General features: G+C 71.7%; 17 protein-coding genes and 1 tRNA gene. 11 read left to right on the top strand and 7 right to left on the bottom strand.

All coding sequences use genetic code 11. The features are described from left to right. Window positions 1-1,531 precede the first annotated feature (1,531 nt). Both ACIBQ8_RS24390 and ACIBQ8_RS24385 read right to left on the bottom strand, forming a co-directional pair. A complete protein-coding gene (locus tag ACIBQ8_RS24390) occupies window positions 1,532-2,368 on the bottom strand; it encodes an ABC transporter permease (protein WP_397193035.1) in 837 nt (278 codons plus the stop codon). Further along, entirely contained in the window at window positions 2,365-3,390 is a 1,026-nt protein-coding gene (locus ACIBQ8_RS24385) for an ATP-binding cassette domain-containing protein (RefSeq protein ID WP_397193034.1), read from the bottom strand. Before ACIBQ8_RS24385 ends, ACIBQ8_RS24390 begins: the two co-directional genes overlap by 4 nt. A gap of 74 nt (window positions 3,391-3,464) precedes the next feature. On the opposite strand from ACIBQ8_RS24385, the gene ACIBQ8_RS24380 reads away from it, so the two are divergent. The 3 genes from ACIBQ8_RS24380 (at window position 3,465) to ACIBQ8_RS24370 (ending at window position 5,459) form a co-directional block, all read left to right on the top strand. After that, the gene (locus ACIBQ8_RS24380; protein ID WP_397179959.1) at window positions 3,465-4,043 is read left to right on the top strand and encodes a shikimate kinase; all 579 of its coding nucleotides are present in this window, start codon (window positions 3,465-3,467) and stop codon (window positions 4,041-4,043) included. Between the two features lie 266 nt (window positions 4,044-4,309). Further along, window positions 4,310-5,017 carry a PAS domain S-box protein gene (locus ACIBQ8_RS24375; RefSeq protein ID WP_397180044.1) on the top strand — a complete coding sequence of 236 codons (708 nt, stop codon included), beginning with the start codon at window positions 4,310-4,312 and terminating at the stop codon, window positions 5,015-5,017. Next, complete coding sequence (locus ACIBQ8_RS24370; RefSeq protein WP_358290937.1) at window positions 5,001-5,459, top strand: hypothetical protein; 459 nt, start codon at window positions 5,001-5,003, stop codon at window positions 5,457-5,459. Before ACIBQ8_RS24375 ends, ACIBQ8_RS24370 begins: the two co-directional genes overlap by 17 nt. On the opposite strand, the gene ACIBQ8_RS24365 is transcribed toward ACIBQ8_RS24370, so the two are convergent. The 3 genes from ACIBQ8_RS24365 to ACIBQ8_RS24355 form a co-directional block, all read right to left on the bottom strand. After that, window positions 5,456-6,451: an LLM class flavin-dependent oxidoreductase gene (locus ACIBQ8_RS24365; protein ID WP_397193033.1), complete on the bottom strand. Its 996-nt coding sequence runs from the start codon at window positions 6,449-6,451 to the stop codon at window positions 5,456-5,458. The genes ACIBQ8_RS24370 and ACIBQ8_RS24365 overlap by 4 nt on opposite strands. Window positions 6,452-6,582: 131 nt before the next feature. Then, the gene (locus ACIBQ8_RS24360) at window positions 6,583-7,917 is read right to left on the bottom strand and encodes a glycoside hydrolase family 6 protein (protein ID WP_397193032.1); all 1,335 of its coding nucleotides are present in this window, start codon (window positions 7,915-7,917) and stop codon (window positions 6,583-6,585) included. Window positions 7,918-8,072: 155 nt separating this feature from the next. Further along, window positions 8,073-8,633: a TetR family transcriptional regulator gene (locus ACIBQ8_RS24355; protein WP_387672102.1), complete on the bottom strand. Its 561-nt coding sequence runs from the start codon at window positions 8,631-8,633 to the stop codon at window positions 8,073-8,075. Window positions 8,634-8,732: 99 nt separating this feature from the next. Between ACIBQ8_RS24355 and ACIBQ8_RS24350 the strand changes: the two genes are divergently transcribed. The 6 genes from ACIBQ8_RS24350 to ACIBQ8_RS24325 are packed head-to-tail and all read left to right on the top strand — an operon-like array spanning window position 8,733 to window position 13,328. Next, entirely contained in the window at window positions 8,733-10,532 is a 1,800-nt protein-coding gene (locus ACIBQ8_RS24350) for an MDR family MFS transporter (RefSeq protein ID WP_397179962.1), read from the top strand. After that, complete coding sequence (locus ACIBQ8_RS24345; RefSeq protein ID WP_397179963.1) at window positions 10,529-10,954, top strand: hypothetical protein; 426 nt, start codon at window positions 10,529-10,531, stop codon at window positions 10,952-10,954. The genes ACIBQ8_RS24350 and ACIBQ8_RS24345 overlap by 4 nt, the downstream gene beginning before the upstream one ends. Continuing rightward, on the top strand, window positions 10,951-11,187 hold the full coding sequence (locus ACIBQ8_RS24340; RefSeq protein WP_397179964.1) for a hypothetical protein: 237 nt from the start codon (window positions 10,951-10,953) through the stop codon (window positions 11,185-11,187). Before ACIBQ8_RS24345 ends, ACIBQ8_RS24340 begins: the two co-directional genes overlap by 4 nt. A gap of 13 nt (window positions 11,188-11,200) precedes the next feature. Then, window positions 11,201-11,686 (top strand): universal stress protein, encoded by a 486-nt coding sequence (locus ACIBQ8_RS24335; protein WP_397179965.1) that lies wholly within the window; start codon window positions 11,201-11,203, stop codon window positions 11,684-11,686. Between the two features lie 29 nt (window positions 11,687-11,715). Next, window positions 11,716-12,462 carry a M15 family metallopeptidase gene (locus ACIBQ8_RS24330; protein WP_397193031.1) on the top strand — a complete coding sequence of 249 codons (747 nt, stop codon included), beginning with the start codon at window positions 11,716-11,718 and terminating at the stop codon, window positions 12,460-12,462. Between the two features lie 11 nt (window positions 12,463-12,473). After that, the gene (locus ACIBQ8_RS24325) at window positions 12,474-13,328 is read left to right on the top strand and encodes an NUDIX hydrolase (RefSeq protein ID WP_397193030.1); all 855 of its coding nucleotides are present in this window, start codon (window positions 12,474-12,476) and stop codon (window positions 13,326-13,328) included. On the opposite strand, the gene ACIBQ8_RS24320 is transcribed toward ACIBQ8_RS24325, so the two are convergent. Continuing rightward, on the bottom strand, window positions 13,325-13,660 hold the full coding sequence (locus ACIBQ8_RS24320; RefSeq protein WP_397179968.1) for an STAS domain-containing protein: 336 nt from the start codon (window positions 13,658-13,660) through the stop codon (window positions 13,325-13,327). The genes ACIBQ8_RS24325 and ACIBQ8_RS24320 overlap by 4 nt on opposite strands. A 36-nt stretch (window positions 13,661-13,696) precedes the next feature. Here ACIBQ8_RS24320 and ACIBQ8_RS24315 point away from each other — a divergent pair. After that, window positions 13,697-13,783, top strand: a tRNA-Ser gene (locus tag ACIBQ8_RS24315). 1 nt (window position 13,784) lies between these two features. Here ACIBQ8_RS24315 and ACIBQ8_RS24310 read toward each other — a convergent pair. Next, window positions 13,785-15,944, bottom strand: a complete 2,160-nt coding sequence (locus ACIBQ8_RS24310; RefSeq protein WP_397193029.1) for an AAA family ATPase — start codon at window positions 15,942-15,944, stop codon at window positions 13,785-13,787. Window positions 15,945-16,058: 114 nt separating this feature from the next. Here ACIBQ8_RS24310 and ACIBQ8_RS24305 point away from each other — a divergent pair, with 114 nt between their 5' ends. Next, a complete protein-coding gene (locus ACIBQ8_RS24305; protein WP_397179970.1) occupies window positions 16,059-17,015 on the top strand; it encodes an NAD(P)H-quinone oxidoreductase in 957 nt (318 codons plus the stop codon). Window positions 17,016-17,018: the final 3 nt, after the last annotated feature.

Genomic DNA, 17,018 nt, shown 5'->3' with positions numbered 1-17,018 from the left:
CGTCGGCGTCCGCGAGACGGCGTACGGCCTGCGCTACCGGATGCTGGAGACCGTCAGGGAGTTCGGACGGCTGCGGCTGAAGGAGGCCGGCGAGGAGACGGCGGCCCGCGCCGCGCAGCGGAAGTGGGCGACGGCGTACGCCCTCCAGCACGCCTACATGCTCTTCGGCCCGGCCCAGTACGAGTCGGCCGACGCGCTGCACGCCGAGGAGGGCAACCTCGCCGACCTGCTCCGGCAGGCGCTCGGCGAGGCCGACCCGGCCGCGGCGGTCCAGTTGCTGGCCGGGGTGGGCTCGCTGTGGTCGATCCGCGGCGACCACACCCGGATCTTCGTCCACCGGGAGGCGATCGGCCAGGCGATCAAGGGCTGGGTGCCGCCGCCGCCGCTCGTCGAGGTGACCAGGGTCGCCCTGCTGATCACGCTGATGAACACCATCGCCGTCACCGACCGCGCCCACGATCCCCTGCGCCTGCTCCTGCAGGACCTGCCGGAGACCGGCGAGACCGACCCCCGCCTGGTGGCCATGACGGCGGTGGCGCTGGCATGGGACCGGGACGACGCCCACCGCACGCTCCTGGAGCTGCGCCGCAGCGCCGACCGCGACGTGGCGCTGGCCGCGGCGCAGGCGAGCATCCACGTGCTGGAGAACGTCGGGGAGGTGCACCAGGCGATCGAGGCCGCCGAGCAGGCCCTGTCGCTGCTCCGCGGCGGCGAGGGCCCGTGGATCGGCGCGGTCGCGCACGCCGTGCTGGCCCACCTGTTCATGCAGCTCGGCGACCGCGGGCGGGCGGTCGGCCACGCGCGGACCGCCCTGCCGGTCATGCGCCGGCTCGGCGCCGCCGACGACGAGGCCCAGCTCCGCTCGGTCCTGCTGATCTCGTCGCTGGCCGACGGCGATCTCGACGCCGCCGAGGCCGAGCTCGCCGGCATCAACGGGATCAGCAAGGGTGAGACCGTGCTCGGCAGCGCGGCGATCGACCTGCTGTGCGCGGCCGAGATCGCCCTCGCCCGCGGGGAGACGGCCGCGGCGCTGGTGCACTACCGCAGGGCGGTCGAGCGGGCGCGCGACCTGCGTCCGCCTGGGTTTCCGTACGAGGGGGCCACGGCCTGGTCGGTGGTCGCCGAGTCGACCGCGCTGACGGCGTACGCCCATCATGCCGGGCCGCGGGAGGCCCGGTACGGCGCGGAGCTGTTCGCCGCCGCGCAGAGCTACGACCTGCTGATCGTGACGAACCCGGTCCTCGACTTCCCGGTGTGCGGCTCGATGTTGTTCGCGCTCGGGACGTGGGGGCTGCTGCGGCAGGCCATGCGGGCGCGCGACGCGATCAGGCTGCTGGTGCTGGCCGAGCGGTTCGCGTACAACGGCACGATGCCGAGCATGCACTTCGAGCTGATCGAGCCGCACGCGGAACGGGCCGCGCCCGGCACGCTCGCGGCCATCCGGGCCGAGTACGGCGACCGGCGCGGCCCCGACCTGCTCGACGAGGCCCGGCGGCACGTCGAGCAGGTCTTCGGCCGGGACCGGCGGCGCTCACATGTGCCGCTTGTAGCTGCGCACCGACAGGGGCGCGAAGATCGCCATGACGACCGCGCACGCCAGCAGGGTCCAGGCCACCTCGCCGCTGACGAGGGCGTTGTTGGCGAGGTCCCGGGTGGCCGTGACCAGGTGTGAGACCGGATTGACCCGGACGAACGCGGCCAGCCACCCCGGCAGCGTCTCCACGGGGACGAACGCGTTGGACAGGAACGTCAGCGGGAACAGGATCATCATCGAGATGCCCTGCACGGCCTGGGCGCTGCGGGCGATCGTGCCGACCCAGGTGAAGATCCACGCCAGCGACCAGCCCGTGAAGATGGCCAGCAGGATCGCGGCCAGCACGCCGCCCACGCCGCCGCCCGGCCGGTAGCCCATCACCAGGCCCATGCCGAAGGTGAGCGTGGCCGCGATCGTGTAACGCAGCAGGTCGGCCACCATCGGGCCGGCGAGCGGCGCGATCCGGGCGATCGGCAACGACTTGAACCGGTCGAAGACGCCCTTCTCCATGTCCTCGCGGAGCTGCGTGCCCGTCGCCATGCACGTCGTCAGCACCGTCTGGGCGAGGATGCCGGGGATCATCAGCGGGAGGTAGCTCTGCACGTCGCCGGCGATGGCGCCGCCGAAGATGAAGGCGAACATCGCGGTGAACAGCAGGGGTTGCAGCGCCACGTCGAAAAACTGCTCCGGGTTGCGGCGCATCTTCTTCAGCGCCCGCCAGGCCATCGACAGGGTCTGGGCGACGGTCTCCGCCAGGGTCACGCGCCGCCGGGCGGCCTCCACGCGGTCGGCGGCCCGTACCGTCTCGCGGGTGGGGGCGATCATGGTGCTCATCGGTTCTCCTCCGTGCCGGTCGCGGCGTCGCCGTCCGTCCCGTGGCCGGTGAGGACGAGGAACACCTCGTCCAGGCTGGGCTTGGCCACGCTCACCGACGAGATCGACACCCCGGCGGTGCGCAGGGCGATCAGCACCTCGGCGGCCAGGTCCGCCTGGTCGAGCGCGACGTTGAGGCGGCCCTGCTCCGGGCTGAGCACCGGGTCGGAGCCGAGCACGCGCCGCACGACCTCGACGGCGGCCGGCACCTCGGCCGGGTCGGCGAGCAGCAACTGCAGGGTCGAGTTGCCGACCGCGCTCTTCAGCTGGTCGGGCGTGCCCTCGGCGACCTTGCGGCCGTGGTCGATGACGGCGATGCGGTCGGCGAGCTGGTCGGCCTCGTCCAGGTACTGGGTGGTCAGCAGCACGGTGCAGCCGTCGGAGACCAGGTCGCGGATGGCGTCCCACATCTGGCCGCGGGTACGGGGGTCGAGGCCGGTGGTGGGCTCGTCCAGGAAGATCAGCGGTGGTCTGGTGATCAGGCTGACCGCCAGGTCCAGGCGCCTGCGCATGCCGCCGGAGAACTGCGAGATCGGCTTGTCGGCCGCGTCCTCCAGGCCGAACTGGCCCAGCAGCTCGGTGGCGATGCGCCGGGCGCGCGGCTTGGCGATGCCCTGGAGGCGGCTGAACAGCCACAGGTTCTCGCGGGCGGTCAGGTTCTCGTCGACCGAGGCGTACTGGCCGGTGACGCCGACGAGCTGGCGGATCACGTGCGGGTTGGCGGCCACGTCGACCCCGAAGATCTCGGCGCGGCCGGCGTCGATCTTCAGGAGGGTGGCCAGCATGCGGAGGGTGGTGGTCTTGCCCGCGCCGTTGGGGCCGAGGACGCCGAAGATCTCGCCGGTGCGTACGTCCAGGTCGATCCCGTCCACGGCCCGGTGTGCGCCGAACGTCTTCACCAGCCCTTCGGCGCGTACGGCCGGCTCGGTGGCCGCTCTGGGGGGCGGGCCGACCCCGGTCTGCCCGAGTTCTGTGATGCTCATGTCTCCACTGTCGGGGACGCCGGTTTCATGACGCCCTCGACAAGGTTTCACCGGCTGCCGAGGAGAATGTACGGATGCGTGCAGCGCCGTGGATGATCCTCATCGGTCCCGCCGCAGCGGGCAAGAGCACCCTGGGCGAGGGCATGGCCGCGGCGACGGGCCGGCGCTTCGTCGACATCGACGCGATCGGCGCCGGCTACTACGCCGAGACGGGCTGGGACATGGACCGGCTGCGCGCCCGGATCCGGGCCGTCGGCCGGGTCGCGGCCGAACGGGAGTGGGAACCGGCCCGCGCCCATGCCGTGGAACGCGCGGTGGCCGACCATCCGGACGCGATCGTCGCCCTCGGGGCCGGCCACAGCCACTACACGCGGCCGGAGCTGTTCCTGCGCGTCCGGGCCGCCCTCGCCGCCGTCGAGCACGTGGTGCTGGTGCTGCCCTGCGCCGACGAGGAGCGATCCGTCGAAGTCCTGCGGCGGCGCAGCCTGGCCGCGAAGGGCACCGACTGGATCAGCGCCGACGGCCACGACTTCCTCGCGGAGTGGGTGCGCGCCCCGGGCAACCGCACCCTGGCCACCACCGTCCTGCACACCGCCGGACACACCCCCGCCGAAACTCTCACCCACCTCCTGACCACGTGCGGAACCAGCTAGCCCTCCAGGACGGCCTGCCGCTGGCGGTTCAGCAGGTTTCTCGGACGGGTCCAGGAACGGCATGGAACCGGTCACGGGGTTTCCCCGATGTTTCCCGTAAGGCCGCCACGCCGGGCCGACCAGCCAGATAATCTCATCGGACAATAACTAAATGCATTAATCTGACGACTGTGAGTAATGGACACGTTGTCGGTACGCCCCCGCTTCGCCGTACCCTCACCCGCGTCCTCCGCCGCGTCGGGAGGCGGGGCGCCTCCTTGACGTTCGTGGGCCTGCTGAGCCTGGCCATCGCGGCCTCGCTGGCGTTCGTGCCGGGCAACCAGCGCGGCACGCCCGGCTACGCGTCGCTGGCCGTCATCGCGCCGTTGCCCGCCTGGGCGGCGGTCTGGTGCGCCCTCGGCATGCTCTGCCTGGCGCAGGCGTTCATGCGGTCCGACCGGGTGGCCTTCGCCGCCGCGACCGCGCTGCTCCTCACGTACGGGCTGATCTATCTGATCTCGACCTTCACCGGCGACAACCCGCGCGGCTGGGTCGGCGGGGCGGTCTGGCTGGCCTTCGGCGGCTGGATCGCGCTGATCGCCACCTGGCCCGAGGCCGTCGTGCTGGGCCGCCTGCCGGGCGGCCGCGCGGCGTCCTCGACGGCCGTCATCGTGGCCGACGCCTCGGGCACGATCCAGTCGTGGAACCCGCAGGCCAAGGCCCTGTTCGGCTGGGACACCGACGAGGCGGTGGGCAGGTCGCTGACGATCCTGATGCCGCCGCGCTTCCGCGACCCGCACACCGACGGGCTCGCCCGGGTGCTCTCCGACGGCCACTCCGACCTGGCCGGCCGGATCATCCCGCTCGTCGGCCTGCATCGCGACGGCAGCGAGTTCCCGATCGCGCTGACGGTCAACGCCTGGCACAGCGACGACGGCGTCACCTACACAGGGGTGATCCGTCCATTGGGGGGCCGCCATGTCCGCTCTGAGTGACATCCTGGTCCAGCTCGGCGTCGGCATCGTGCCGCTCGGCGTGGCCTACCTCGCCTTCCGCTCGGCGACGGACGCCAGCAAGAAGTCCCAGCAGAGCGCGTTGCTCCAGGTCGAGCACCAGGCCGAGGTCGAACGCTCGAAGGTCGACGCCGAAGCCTTCATCCGCGCCAAGACGATCTACGAGGACGCCCTGGCGCAGATGGAGAAGCAGATGACCCGGATGCAGGGCCAGGCCAGCCAGCTCGGCGCGGAGCTGGTCAACGAGCAGAGCAGCTCGGTGGCGATGCGCGACCAGATCCGCCGGTTGCAGGCCCAGATCCGGGCCCTGGAACGCACGGTCCTCGCGTTGCGCTCCCAGCTCGTGGACGCGGGGCTGTCACCGGCGCCGCCGTCCGACCTGACCGGGCCGCATCTGCTGCGGCCGCAGCGCTCGGCCGACTAGGAGGCGTCGCGGGTCAGGCCGTGGGCGGCGGCCAGCAGCTCGACGGAGCGCAGCCACGCCTTCCTGTCGGGCGCGGAGGAGACGACGATCAGCTCGTCGGCCTGCGCGTGCGCGGCGAAGCGGGTGAGGTAGTCCTCCACCTCGGCGGGCGTGCCGACGGCCGAGTACTGCATCATCCGCAGGATCTGCTGCCCGCCCGGCGATTCGAGCACCATGTCGGCCTCCTCCGGAGTGAACGTGCGCCCGCGCCCGAGGAACCGGCTCACCCGGTACCGCTTGGCCGTCAGCAGCTGCTCCTGCGCCTCCTCGTCAGTGTCGGCGGCGATCACGTTCACCCCGGCGATCACGTACGGCTCGGCGAGCTGCTCGGACGGCTTGAACTCGCGCCGGTAGAGCGCCACGGCCTCCTCCAGCGCGTCGGGCGCGAAGTGCGAGGCGAACGCGTACGGCAGCCCGAGCGCGGCGGCGAGCTGGGCGCCGAACAGCGACGAGCCGAGGATGTACAGCGGCACGTTCGTGCCCTTGCCGGGCGTGGCGTCCACACCGGGGATGCGGGACTCGCCGGTGAGGAATCCCTGCAGTTCGAGGACGTCCTGGGGGAAGGTGTCGGCGGCGCCGGGGGTGCGCCGGAGGGCGCGCATGGTCGGCTGGTCGCTGCCGGGGGCGCGGCCGAGGCCGAGGTCGATGCGGCCGGGGTGAAGGGTCTCCAGGGTGCCGAACTGCTCGGCGATGGTCAGCGGGGAGTGGTTGGGCAGCATGATGCCGCCCGCTCCGAGGCGGATCGTCCTGGTGTGAGCGGCCACGTGGGCGATGAGCACGCTGGTGGCCGAGGAGGCGATGCTCGGCATGTTGTGGTGTTCGGCGTACCAGATGCGGTGGTATCCCAGTTCTTCGGCCCGCTGGGCCAGGCCCACGCTGGCGGCCAGACTCTCGCTCGCCGTCTCTCCGTCGCCGATGTGCGCCAGATCAAGGATGGAGAGTGGAACAGTCATGGGGAACGAGCCCTTTCGCCTGGACGGTGGCCATCGGGCAGTGCAACCGTAACGGCTCTCCGCTTATTTCCCGGGCTCATGGCCGGGCTCGTGGTCAGGGCGCCCCCCGTGCGGGGGGCGCCCTGGAGGCGTCAGGACGCGGTGCAGGTGAGGGCGGGCGGGGTGCTGGTCGCGGCGTCGCCGTTGGCGAGGAAGCCGAACGTGGTCGTCGCGCCGCCGGCCAGGGCGCCGTTCCAGCTCAGGTTCGTGACGGTGGCGTTGCCGGACAGGTTGCCGTTCCAGAGCTGGCTGATCGTCTGGCCGCCGGGGAACGTCCACTGGACCTTCCAGCCGGCGGTCGGCGCCGAGCCGGTGTTCTTCACGGTCACCTCGCCCTGGAAGCCGCCCTGCCACTGGCTGGTCACCTTGTAGGCGGCCGAGCAGCCGGCCGGGCCGGTGGTGGGGGTGACCGTTGGGGTCACCGTCGGGGTCACGGTGGGGGTCACGGTCGGGCTCGTCGTGGGTGAGGGCGCGGCCATGGCCAGGTCGTACGCCCGCTGCGGCACGAACTGCCCGGCCGCCGCGATGCAGCCGTCGGCCTCGCCCGGCGGCTTGACCCACAGATAGGCGTCGATCGCCGCGTCACCGGTGTTCGTGGTGCTCCAGATGCCCGTGGCCCGGCCGGCGGGGTCGCACCACTCGCTGCCCGCCGGGCCGTTGCCGTTGCGGCTGGTGTCGATGACCGCCTTCAGCCTGGACACGCCGGTCGCCGCGATGACGCTCTTGGCGTACGACACCAGTCCCGGCGTCGCCCGGTAGTTGGAGGTGTTGAGCGCGATGCCGTCGGCGCTGCCCCCGACGTCGGCGCCGTTGAGCCTGGACGCGGCCTCCGACGCCGACAACCAGGCGTCGTGACCGATGTCGAAGTACACCTTCACCTGCGACGACGTCGCCTTGAACTTCTTGCCGGCGTACGCCATGGACGCCTTCACCTCGGCCTGCTGCGCGGCGTTCATGCAGTTGGTCATGATGGCCAGCGCGTCCGGTTCGAGGACGACGGTCGCCGCCCGCCCGCCCAGACCGGCCGCGATCTGGTCGATCCACGCCCGGTAGGACGCGTGGTCGGGCGCGCCGCCCGCGCTCGCGCCGCCGCAGTCGCGGTTGGGCATGTCGTACACGACGACGATCGGGATCTTGCCCGCCGCGGCGGCGGCCCCCACGTAGGAGTCCACCTGGCCGCGCACGGTCGCGGGGTTGTAGCTGGCGAACCACCGGCCCTGCGGCACGGCGGCGATCCGGTCCCTGATCACCGGCGTACGGCTGTCGCCCGGGTTGGCGGCGACCCATTTGGCGGCGTTCGTCTGGGGATCGACGTAGAAAGCGGAGTCGGCGGCCTGGGCGGTGGACGAGGCGAGGACGACCGCCCCCGCCACGGCCATGGCGGTGGCGGCGAGCAGCGCCGCGAGCGCGGGCCTTCTGCGAGACATGAGGTTACTCCGTCCGTAGAGTGGGAGTGGGAGCGCTCCCACGGCTCTCTCCGGATGGTAGGTAGCCCGCCCGGCCGCAGAAAGACATCCGACCGTTGCGAACCGGCTTCCCTCCGGCTTTCCCCAGGCCAGCACCGGTCAGGGCGATGAAAGTTTCACTCCGCCAGGCACGCCTCGAACACCGCGGTCAGCCGGTCGACGTCGGCCGCCGTGGGCTGCTCCGGGCCCAGCCGGCGGCGCATCGCGCCGATGCCCAGGAAGACCGCCGTCGCCATCCTGGCCCGCGCCTGGACGTCGGGCCCGTCGAGCTGCGCGGCCAGCGGATCGAGGATGGACGTGCGCAGGCGCTCGCGCACGACGTCCTGGATCTCCGGATGGGCGGCCGAGCGTTCGAGGGTGCGCAGCACCGGGCTCTCGGGGTCGTGGTGCATGCGCTCGGCCGCGTACTCGGCCAGGCGCCGCGGCAGGCTCCCGTGATCGCCGGCCAGCAGGGCGACGAACGTGGGCTCGCCTTCGAGCACCGCGCCGAAGAGCCCGGCCTTGGAGCCGAAATAGCGGCCGACCAGGGCGATGTTGGCCTCCGCGGCCGCGGCGATCATGCGGACGGTGACCTGCTCGTATCCGTGCTCGCCGAACAGCACGCGTGCCGCGTCAAGGATGCGCTGCCGGGTGGCCTCGCGTCCGCGGGGCCGGGCGTCCGTCGTCGGGGCGTCCATGTTCCGAACTCTACTCAGGAATAAAGTCACTTGCCGCGCGGCTAGTAAACATGCGTATACTCAACATTGGACAAGTGCGTACGAAGGGGATGTGGTGTCTTGGTAGCCCAGGCACAGGCCGCGCCCCCCGCCCGAAGGCAGTACACCCACCGCGAGATCCTCGAAGTCATGTCCGGGCTCATGCTCGCCATGCTGACGTCGATGATCTCGACTTCCGTGGTGGGCACCGCGTTGCCGACGATCGTGGGGGAACTCGGCGGTCAGGACCAGTACTCGTGGGTGGCCAGCGCCACCATGCTGACGATGACGGTCTCGACACCGTTGTGGGGCAAGCTGTCCGACCTGTTCGGCCGGAAACTGCTCTTCCAGACCGCTCTCGGTCTGTTCGTGGCAGCTTCACTGGTGGCCGGTCTGTCGCAGAACATGGGTCAGCTCATCGCGGCACGTGCCGTGCAGGGCCTGGGCGTGGGTGGTTTGTCGGCACTTGCGCAGGTGATTCTGGGAGACATCGTCTCGCCGCGCGAGCGCGGCCGGTACTCCGGCTACATGGGCGCCGTCTTCGGGATCTCCACCGTCGCCGGGCCGCTGCTCGGCGGGTTCATCGTGGACACCGACTGGCTCGGCTGGCGCTGGTGCTTCTACGTCGTGGTGCCGTTCGCCATCGTCGCGTTCGCGGTGGTGCAGAAGGTGCTGCGGCTGCCCAAGGTCAAGCGGAACACCTCGATCGACATCTGGGGCGCGACCACCATCACGGCCAGCGCGGCCTCCCTGATGCTGCTGCTGACGCTGGGCGGCAACGAGTTCGAGTGGAACTCGTTCTGGACGTACTTCCTGGCCGCGTTCGCCGTGCTCATGCTGGCCCTGGCGGTGCTGGCCGAGCGTACGGCCCGCAACCCGATCCTGCCCCCGCGGCTGTTCAGGAACCGCACGTTCGTGCTCACCAGCGCGGCCTCGCTGTTCGTCGGCATGGCCATGTTCGGCGCGATGATCTACCTGCCGCAGTACCTGCAGATCGTCAAGGGCCTGAGCCCGACGAACTCGGGCCTGATGACGCTGCCCATGGTGGTGGCGCTGTTCCTGGCGGGCGTGATCTCCGGCAAGATCGTCACGAACACCGGCAAGTGGAAGATCTTCCCGGTCGCCGGGCTCGTGATCGTGGCCGTCGGCCTGTTCCTGCTCTCCCGGCTGCACGTCGACTCCAGCGAATGGCTCATCGGCCTCGACGTGGGCGTCCTGGGCATCGGCCTCGGCCTGTCCATGCAGATGCTCATCCTGGCCGCCCAGAACGGCTCCGAGCTGCGCGACATGGCCTCGACCACGGCCGGCGTCTCGTTCTTCCGCTCGCTCGGCGGCGCGATGGGCGTCGCGGGCTTCGGCGCGATCCTGACCAACCGGCAGGCGAGCGAGTTCGCCGACCTCGTCGCCCAGGCCCGCCTCCACCTGCCCGGCACCGGGCAGAAGCTGGGCAGCCCCGCCGCCATCCAGCGCCTGCCCGAGCCGATCAAGGGCATCATCCTGGAGTCCTTCACCCGGGCCCTGGAGACGGTGTTCCTGGTCGGCGTGCCGATCGCCCTGCTCGGGTTCCTCGCCGCCCTGTTCCTGAAGGAGCTGCCGCTGCGCGGCACCACGATGCCGGCCGGCCCCAAGCCCCTCGGCAAGGACGACCTCGTCCTGGCCGGGCTGCTCCTGGAGCTCATCGCCCAGCGCGTCGAGCGGTCGAACGGCCAGCCGTCCGCGCTGCTCTCCGCGGTCGCCAGGATGGCGCCGCCCGACGGCCGTCCCGAGCGCGAACGCGCCTGGACGGTCGCCCAGAACGTGCTCCGGCCCACCTCGCGCGCCCTCATCGCGCAGGCCACGCCGGCGCAGCAAGACCTCGTATCCGGAGGAGTCTCACAATGATTCGCAAGTTCGTGGGCGCCGTAGCGGCGGCCCTGGCGGTCATGGCCGGCCTGTGGCTGATGATCGCCCCCTTCGCCCTCGGCACGCAGCCCGAGAACGCCGACTGGACCGACCCCACCACGACCGAGTTCTTCTCGGGCCTGGGCGTGACCGTCTTCGGTCTCGTGGGCGTCGTCGGCTTCGTCCTGGCCATCTACGAAGAGCTCGTGATCCGTGGGCTGGTGACCGTCAAGCAGCGCGTGAAGCCGGAGCCCGAGCCCGAGCCCGTGCCCGCCGCGCCGCAGGCGTCCTCGGCCGAGCTGGCGAGCCTGCTGGCCCCGCTCGTGGAGGCGCTGCGCGAGGACATGCACAACCCGAGCCGCGGCGGCGAGCACCGTCAGAACGGCAAGGCCACCCTGGTGGGTCTGGAGGAGTCCCGATGAAGGCCAAGCTGGGCATTTCCGCCCTCGTCCTGCTGTTCCTGACCGGGTTGTGGCTGGTCGCCGCGCCGTTCGCGGTCGGCTACCAGCCCCGGGGCGCCGTGTACGCGGACGCGACCGTCAACGACCTTTGGGTCGGCGGCGGGCTCGCCGCGGTCTCGTTCGTCGCCCTGGTGATCTACGCCGCCGACTCCCTGCGCGAGCTGGCCCGCCGCGGCAAGCACGCGGACGTCTGACGCGAGTCGTGCCGTGTTCGGCGGTAGCACAGACCCCGGCTGGGAGCCACTGGAAGGCCGGCTCCCGGCGGGGCAGTTCGAGATCGGCAAGGACGGCGCCGGGCTGCTGGTCGTCGGCTTCGACGGGTCGGACCCCAGCCGCAACGCGCTCGCGTACGCGGCCGGCCTGGCCCGGCGGGACGCCGCCGCGCTGCTCGTCGTCTTCGTCGAGCCGATCAACAGCACCACGTTGTGGTTCTTCGCCGGCTCCCCGATCATCCCGGACAGCGCGGCCGACCTCACCGACGACCTCCGGGACGAGCTGAGGGGCGCCGGCGTGCCCTGGCAGTTCGTCAGCGCCCGCGGGGACACCGCCCGCGAGCTGGAGGCGCTCGCCGGTTCCTACCGGGCCGACGCCATCGTGGTCGGCAGGTCGCGCTCCTCCTGGCACGCCCTGGGCGGCTCGGTGGCCGTCGGCCTGGCGAAACGGGCTCGCCGTACCGTGCTGATAGTCCCCTGACCTGGCATGACGTCGCATATGGTGGCCAGATGAAACGTACAGCCGCCATCGCGTTCGTGGTGCTCACGTCCGTTTCGTGCGCAGGGCAGGCGCCCGTCGCCTCGTCCGGCGCCACGCCCACGCCCTCCGCGCCCGCAACCGGGACGACGACGTCGCCCACGACCTCGCCCACGACCTCGCCCACGAGCGAGCCGAGCCCGGCGGCTCCGCCGCCGTTCACCTCGAAGGTCACGAAGGTGTCGCGCGAGCGGCTGCCGTACTCGTGGCGGCCCGGTTGCCCGGTGTCCTACCAGGACCTGCGGCTGGTCACCATGTCGTTCTGGGGCTTCGACGACAAGCCGCACACCGGCGAGCTGGTCGTCCGCAAGACGGTCACCGACGACATCGAGACCGTCTTCCGCAAGCTGTACGACTGGCGCTGGCCCATCCGGCAGATGAAGCTCGTCGACGTCTTCAAAGGCGACGACTTCGCCTCCATCGAGGCCGACAACACCTCGGCATTCAACTGCCGTCGCGCGACCGGCTCCACCAATTGGTCGAACCACGCGTACGGCCAAGCGATTGACATCAATCCACGCGAGAACCCATATGTCACTGCAAGCGGTGGCACAGCGCACCAAAATGCCAAGAGGTACACCCAGCGCCCAATGAAGGGTAAAGGTGTGGTAAACCCTGGAGACAAGGTCGTAAGGGCCTTCGCCGACGTCGGATGGGAGTGGGGCGGCTACTGGACGGGCGCCAAGGACCTGCAGCATTTCAGTAAGGGCGGAGGCTGAGACAATCCCTCATGGCGGCTAAGGACGGCGACGGCTGGGCCGAATGCGGGCTCGGACACAGACATTGGGGCATCCACGGAGCGTCGGGCCTGCTGCTCGTCCACCATGACCCGCTCGGCGTGCCCCACGTGCTCATGCAGAAGCGCTCCTGGTGGAGCCATCACGGCGGCACCTGGGGGCTGCCCGGCGGCGCCCGCGACAGCCACGAGGACGCCGTCACCAGCGCGCTGCGCGAGGCCCATGAGGAGGCCGCGCTCGGCGGCGACGGGTTCCGCGTCCAGGGCGTCTACCTCGACGACCACGGCGGCTGGACCTTCGAGACGGTGATCGCCGAGTCCGCCGAGCTGATGCCGGCCAGGCCCGCCAACAGCGAGAGCACCGACCTGCGCTGGCTGCCGCTGCCCGAGGTGGCCGGCCGCAAGCTGCATCCCGGCTTCGCCGCGACCTGGGACCGCGTGCAGGCCGCCATCCGTCCCGAGACGATCGTGCTCGACGTCGCCAACATCATCGGCGCGCGGGCCGAGCACGGCTGGTGGAACGACCGGCTGGGCGCGGCCACCCGCCTGCTCACCGACGTGGCGGAGCTCAGGCTGTTCCATCCGGTGTTGTCGCAGTGGTTCCCGCGGGTGGTCGCGGTGGTGGAGGGCGCCGCCAGGAGCACCCCCGAGATCCCCGGGCTGCAGGTCGTCGCGGCCACGGGCAGCGGCGACGACGCGATCGTCGACGTCGTGGCCCGGGCCAAGCCGTGGGAGCGCGTGCTCGTCGTCACGGCCGACCGCGGGCTCCGGGAACGGGTCGCCGAACTGGGCGCCGAGACCGAGGGCCCCCGCTGGCTCCTGTCCCAGCTCGGCCCGAGCCGCCTCTAGACGGGCAGCACCTCGTCGAAGGCGGCCGTCAGGCCGGTCACGTCGAGCACCCGTCGCAGCACGCCGTGCACGCCGACCAGGCGTAACGAGCCGCCCTGCCCGGCGACCGCGCGCTGGTGCTCCACCAGCGTCCACAGGCCGCTGGAGTCGCAGAAGTCGAGGTGGTGGGCATCGATCGCGAGATCCACGAGCCCTTCGGCGGACAGCTCGGCCAGCCGCCGCCTCAGCAGGGGCGCCGTGACCTTGTCGAGGTCTCCGGCAAGGCGCACCGTCGCGTCGCCAGGACCGCGCTCCACCTCGATGCCGAGATCCGCCACCTCCTGAACGTACACCCCTGCCACCACAGCCGCTATCGTGGTGTCCGCACAGGAGGGTTCGCATAGTGGACGAGTGCAGCCGCCTTGAAAGCGGCCAGGTCAGCGATGGCCTCGTGGGTTCGAATCCCACACCCTCCGCTCACTCGCGCACCCCCGCGAACCCGTCGCCCACGCTGGCGGCGAGCTGCAGGTAGGCCTCCCTGGTCGCCTCCTGGAGCCGGTCGAGGTCGATCTCCGCGCCCTCCTCCAGGTGCGGGTCGTACGGCACCCTGATCACCGCGCGGCACCTGGCCGCGAAATGGGCCTCCAGCTTTCTGATGTCCACCGCCGACTTCGACCGCGGCCGGACGCTGCACAGCACCACGGTCGCGTTCTTCACCAGATCGGCGTAGTGGTGGGCCTCCAGCCAGTCGAGGGTGGCCGAGGCGGCCCTGGCGCCGTCCACGGAAGGGCTGCTGACCAGCACGATCTGGTCGGCGAGCCCGAGCACGCCGCCCATGGCGGAGTGGAGCAGGCCGGTGCCGCAGTCGGTGATGCAGATGGAGTAGAAGTTCTCCAGCACCTGGGAGACGGCCTGGTAGTCGGCGCCGCTGAACGCCTCCGACACCGAGGGGTCGCGGTCCGAGGCCAGCACCTCCAGCCGCGAGGGCGCCTGCGAGGTGAACGCCCTGATGTCCACGTACCGCTTGACCTGGTCGCGCTCGTTGAGCAGGTCGCGCACGGTGGCGGAGGTCTCCAGCACCAGCTTGTCGGACAGCGTGCCCCGGTCGGGGTTGGCGTCGACGGCGATGACGCGGTCGCCGCGCATCTGCGCGAGCGTCGCGCCGAGCCCGACCGTGGTCGTGGTCTTGCCCACGCCGCCCTTCAGGCTCAGCACGGCCACCCGGTGGTGGCCGGTGGTCACGGGGGTGCGCGCCCTGGTCACCAGCTCGCGGCGGCGGCGCACCTCCGGCGCCTCGCCCGGCTTGATCCAGCCGCCGGACGCCTTGTAGACCAGCCGCCGCCAGCCCTTGGAGGGCGCGTTGCGCCTGCCGCGCAGCAGCGACTCAGGGTCGAGGCTGTCGGCGGTCGGCCTGCCGGTGAGCGGCGGGCGCTGCGGCGCGGTGAACACGGGGATGGGCGCCGGACGCCGCCGGCGCTCGTGCGGCGGCGGGATCTCCCGCTCGGCCGGCCGCCACTCCTGGCGGTCGCTCCACTGCGGGCGCTCGTCCCGCGCGGCCTCCTGGGGGGCGGGCGCCTCGCCGTGCGAGAGGTCGGGCCGCTGCGGGCGGCCCTCGCGGAAGGAGGTGTCGGACCACTGCGGCCGCTCGTCCCAGCGGGGCCGCTCGTCGGCCGGCGGCTCCTCGCGTTCAGGTTCCCTGTGGACGGGCTCCTCCGCGCGTACGGGCTCCTCGAACCCGCGCGGCGGCTCGGCGGGAGCGGGCTCGGCGGCCTCGGCGGGCTCGACCGGGCCGGGCTCGGTACGGGCGGGCTCGTCGAACGCCCTGCGCGACTCGGTACGGGCCGGGATGTCGAACATCGTGGCCGGCTCGGTTCGGGCCGGCGCGTCGAACGCCTCGGGCAGCTCGGTGATCATCGGCTGCGTCTCGTTCGACTGCTCGGCGGGCCGCGACCAGTCGCCGAGCGACGGCCAGCCCGGCTCCTCGCCCTCGCGCTCCTGCTCGCCGCCCTGCTGCTGGAACGACTCCTCGCCCTGCTGCCGCCCCCGCTCCTGGAAGGGCTCCTCGCCCTGCTGCCGCCCCCGCTCCTGGAAGGGCTCCTCGCCCTGCTCCTGGCTCGGCTTCTCGCCCTGCTCCCGGGCCTGTTCGGCGTCCTTCTCCCCGCTCCCCGCCCGCTCGGGCGGCGTGAACGTCAAGGAGTAGCTGTCGGTGTCGTCAGGGCGCGGCAACGGCTTGAGGGGCGCCAGGAACGGGTCCTCCGACCGGCCGAGGCTCACCGGCGGCGCGGCCGGCTCACCGGCCGTGCTCTCCTGCCCTCTGCCGCCTTCCTGACCCCGGCCGCTCTCCTGCGTGGCGGCCCTGTCCAGCCACTCACCGGCCTCGCTCTCGGCCTCGGGCAGATCCTCGGCCGCCGCGTGGCCGTAAACGGAGTCGACGGCGGCGCGGAACAGCGGCGGCGTCGGCGTGTCGTGCGGCGTGGGCACGAGCAGCCACGGGTCCTTGGGGTACGGCGAAGCGACCGGCTCGTCCGCCGACGCGGACGAGGCTCCGACGGAGACGGGCGTCTCCTCCGTCTCCTTGATCGCGTCCAGCCAGGCCAGCTGTTCCTCGAGAGATTCTTCTCGATCGTGTCTTGCCACCGTGTTCCCCCTCGGGTGGGTCTAAAGGGGCAGCAAATACTTTGCAGGTTAACGCCACGCGTTCCCGCGCAGCCCGGCAACCCACAACTTCTTTGCCCGGCTACCGTGGATCGCATGCGAGCCATTGAGATCACCGAGCCGGGCGGACCAGAGGTCCTGGAATGGCGTGAGGTGCCCGATCCGGCCGTCGGACGCGGCGACGTGCTCATCGACGTGGCGGCCTCCGCGGTGAACCGCGCCGACGTCCACCAGCGGATGGGCTTCTACGACCCGCCTCCCGGCGCGCCCCTGTACCCCGGGCTGGAGGTCTCGGGCGTGGTGGCCGCGGTGGGGGCGGACGTCGAGCAGTTCAAGGCCGGCGACGAGGTGTGCGCGCTGCTGGCCGGCGGCGGTTACGCCGAGCGCGTGGCGGTGCCCTGGCAGCAGGTCATGCCGGCGCCGCAGGGCGTGCCGCTGGCCGAGGCGGCGGGGCTGCCCGAGGTGGCGTGCACGGTGTGGTCGAACGTGTTCATGGTCGGCCGGCTGCGGCGCGGCGAGACGCTGCTGGTGCACGGCGGGGCCAGCGGCATCGGCACTTTCGCGGTGCAGCTCGCCAAGGCGCTCGGCTCGCGGGTGGCGGCCACGGTCGGGTCCGAGGCGAAGGCCGAGCAGGTCAGGAAGCTGGGCGCGGACGAGGTCGTCAACTACCGCGAGGAGGACTTCGCCGACCGGGTGGAGGCCGACGTCATCCTCGACATCATGGGCGCCAAATACCTGGCGGCCAACGTACGGGCGCTGCGCACCGGCGGCCGGCTGGTGATCATCGGGCTTCAGGGCGGCGGGAGGGCCGAGCTCGATCTCGGCGCGCTGCTGACCAAGCGGGCCTCCGTCCATGGCACCACGCTGCGCGCCCGTCCGGTCGACGAGAAGGGCGTCATCGTCCGGAGCGTCGTGGACAACGTCTGGCCGCTGGTCGAGGCGGGTGCCGTACGTCCGGTGGTGTACGCGAGGGTGCCCATGGCGGAGGCAGCCGATGCACACCGAATGTTGGATTCGGGAGAGCACGTCGGCAAGATCCTGCTAGTACGGTGAGTG

Source organism: Nonomuraea sp. NPDC049646 (assembly GCF_044465525.1).
In the GTDB taxonomy this organism is placed as follows: domain Bacteria; phylum Actinomycetota; class Actinomycetes; order Streptosporangiales; family Streptosporangiaceae; genus Nonomuraea.
Note: the sequence above shows the minus strand (reverse complement) of the source record. Positions and strands in the feature narration are given on the sequence as shown.

Excerpts from the sequence above, each read along its gene's own strand:
- ACIBQ8_RS24345 (WP_397179963.1), top strand. The coding sequence starts at position 10,529 with ATGATTCGCAAGTTCGTGGGCGCCGTAGCGGCGGCCCTGGCGGTCATG.
- ACIBQ8_RS24325 (WP_397193030.1), top strand. The coding sequence starts at position 12,474 with ATGGCGGCTAAGGACGGCGACGGCTGGGCCGAATGCGGGCTCGGACAC.
- ACIBQ8_RS24385 (WP_397193034.1), bottom strand. The coding sequence starts at position 3,390 with ATGAGCATCACAGAACTCGGGCAGACCGGGGTCGGCCCGCCCCCCAGA.
- ACIBQ8_RS24340 (WP_397179964.1), top strand. The coding sequence starts at position 10,951 with ATGAAGGCCAAGCTGGGCATTTCCGCCCTCGTCCTGCTGTTCCTGACC.
- ACIBQ8_RS24380 (WP_397179959.1), top strand. The coding sequence starts at position 3,465 with ATGCGTGCAGCGCCGTGGATGATCCTCATCGGTCCCGCCGCAGCGGGC.
- ACIBQ8_RS24370 (WP_358290937.1), top strand. The coding sequence starts at position 5,001 with ATGTCCGCTCTGAGTGACATCCTGGTCCAGCTCGGCGTCGGCATCGTG.
- ACIBQ8_RS24305 (WP_397179970.1), top strand. The coding sequence starts at position 16,059 with ATGCGAGCCATTGAGATCACCGAGCCGGGCGGACCAGAGGTCCTGGAA.
- ACIBQ8_RS24330 (WP_397193031.1), top strand. The coding sequence starts at position 11,716 with ATGAAACGTACAGCCGCCATCGCGTTCGTGGTGCTCACGTCCGTTTCG.
- ACIBQ8_RS24365 (WP_397193033.1), bottom strand. The coding sequence starts at position 6,451 with ATGACTGTTCCACTCTCCATCCTTGATCTGGCGCACATCGGCGACGGA.
- ACIBQ8_RS24390 (WP_397193035.1), bottom strand. The coding sequence starts at position 2,368 with ATGAGCACCATGATCGCCCCCACCCGCGAGACGGTACGGGCCGCCGAC.
- ACIBQ8_RS24360 (WP_397193032.1), bottom strand. The coding sequence starts at position 7,917 with ATGTCTCGCAGAAGGCCCGCGCTCGCGGCGCTGCTCGCCGCCACCGCC.
- ACIBQ8_RS24355 (WP_387672102.1), bottom strand. The coding sequence starts at position 8,633 with ATGGACGCCCCGACGACGGACGCCCGGCCCCGCGGACGCGAGGCCACC.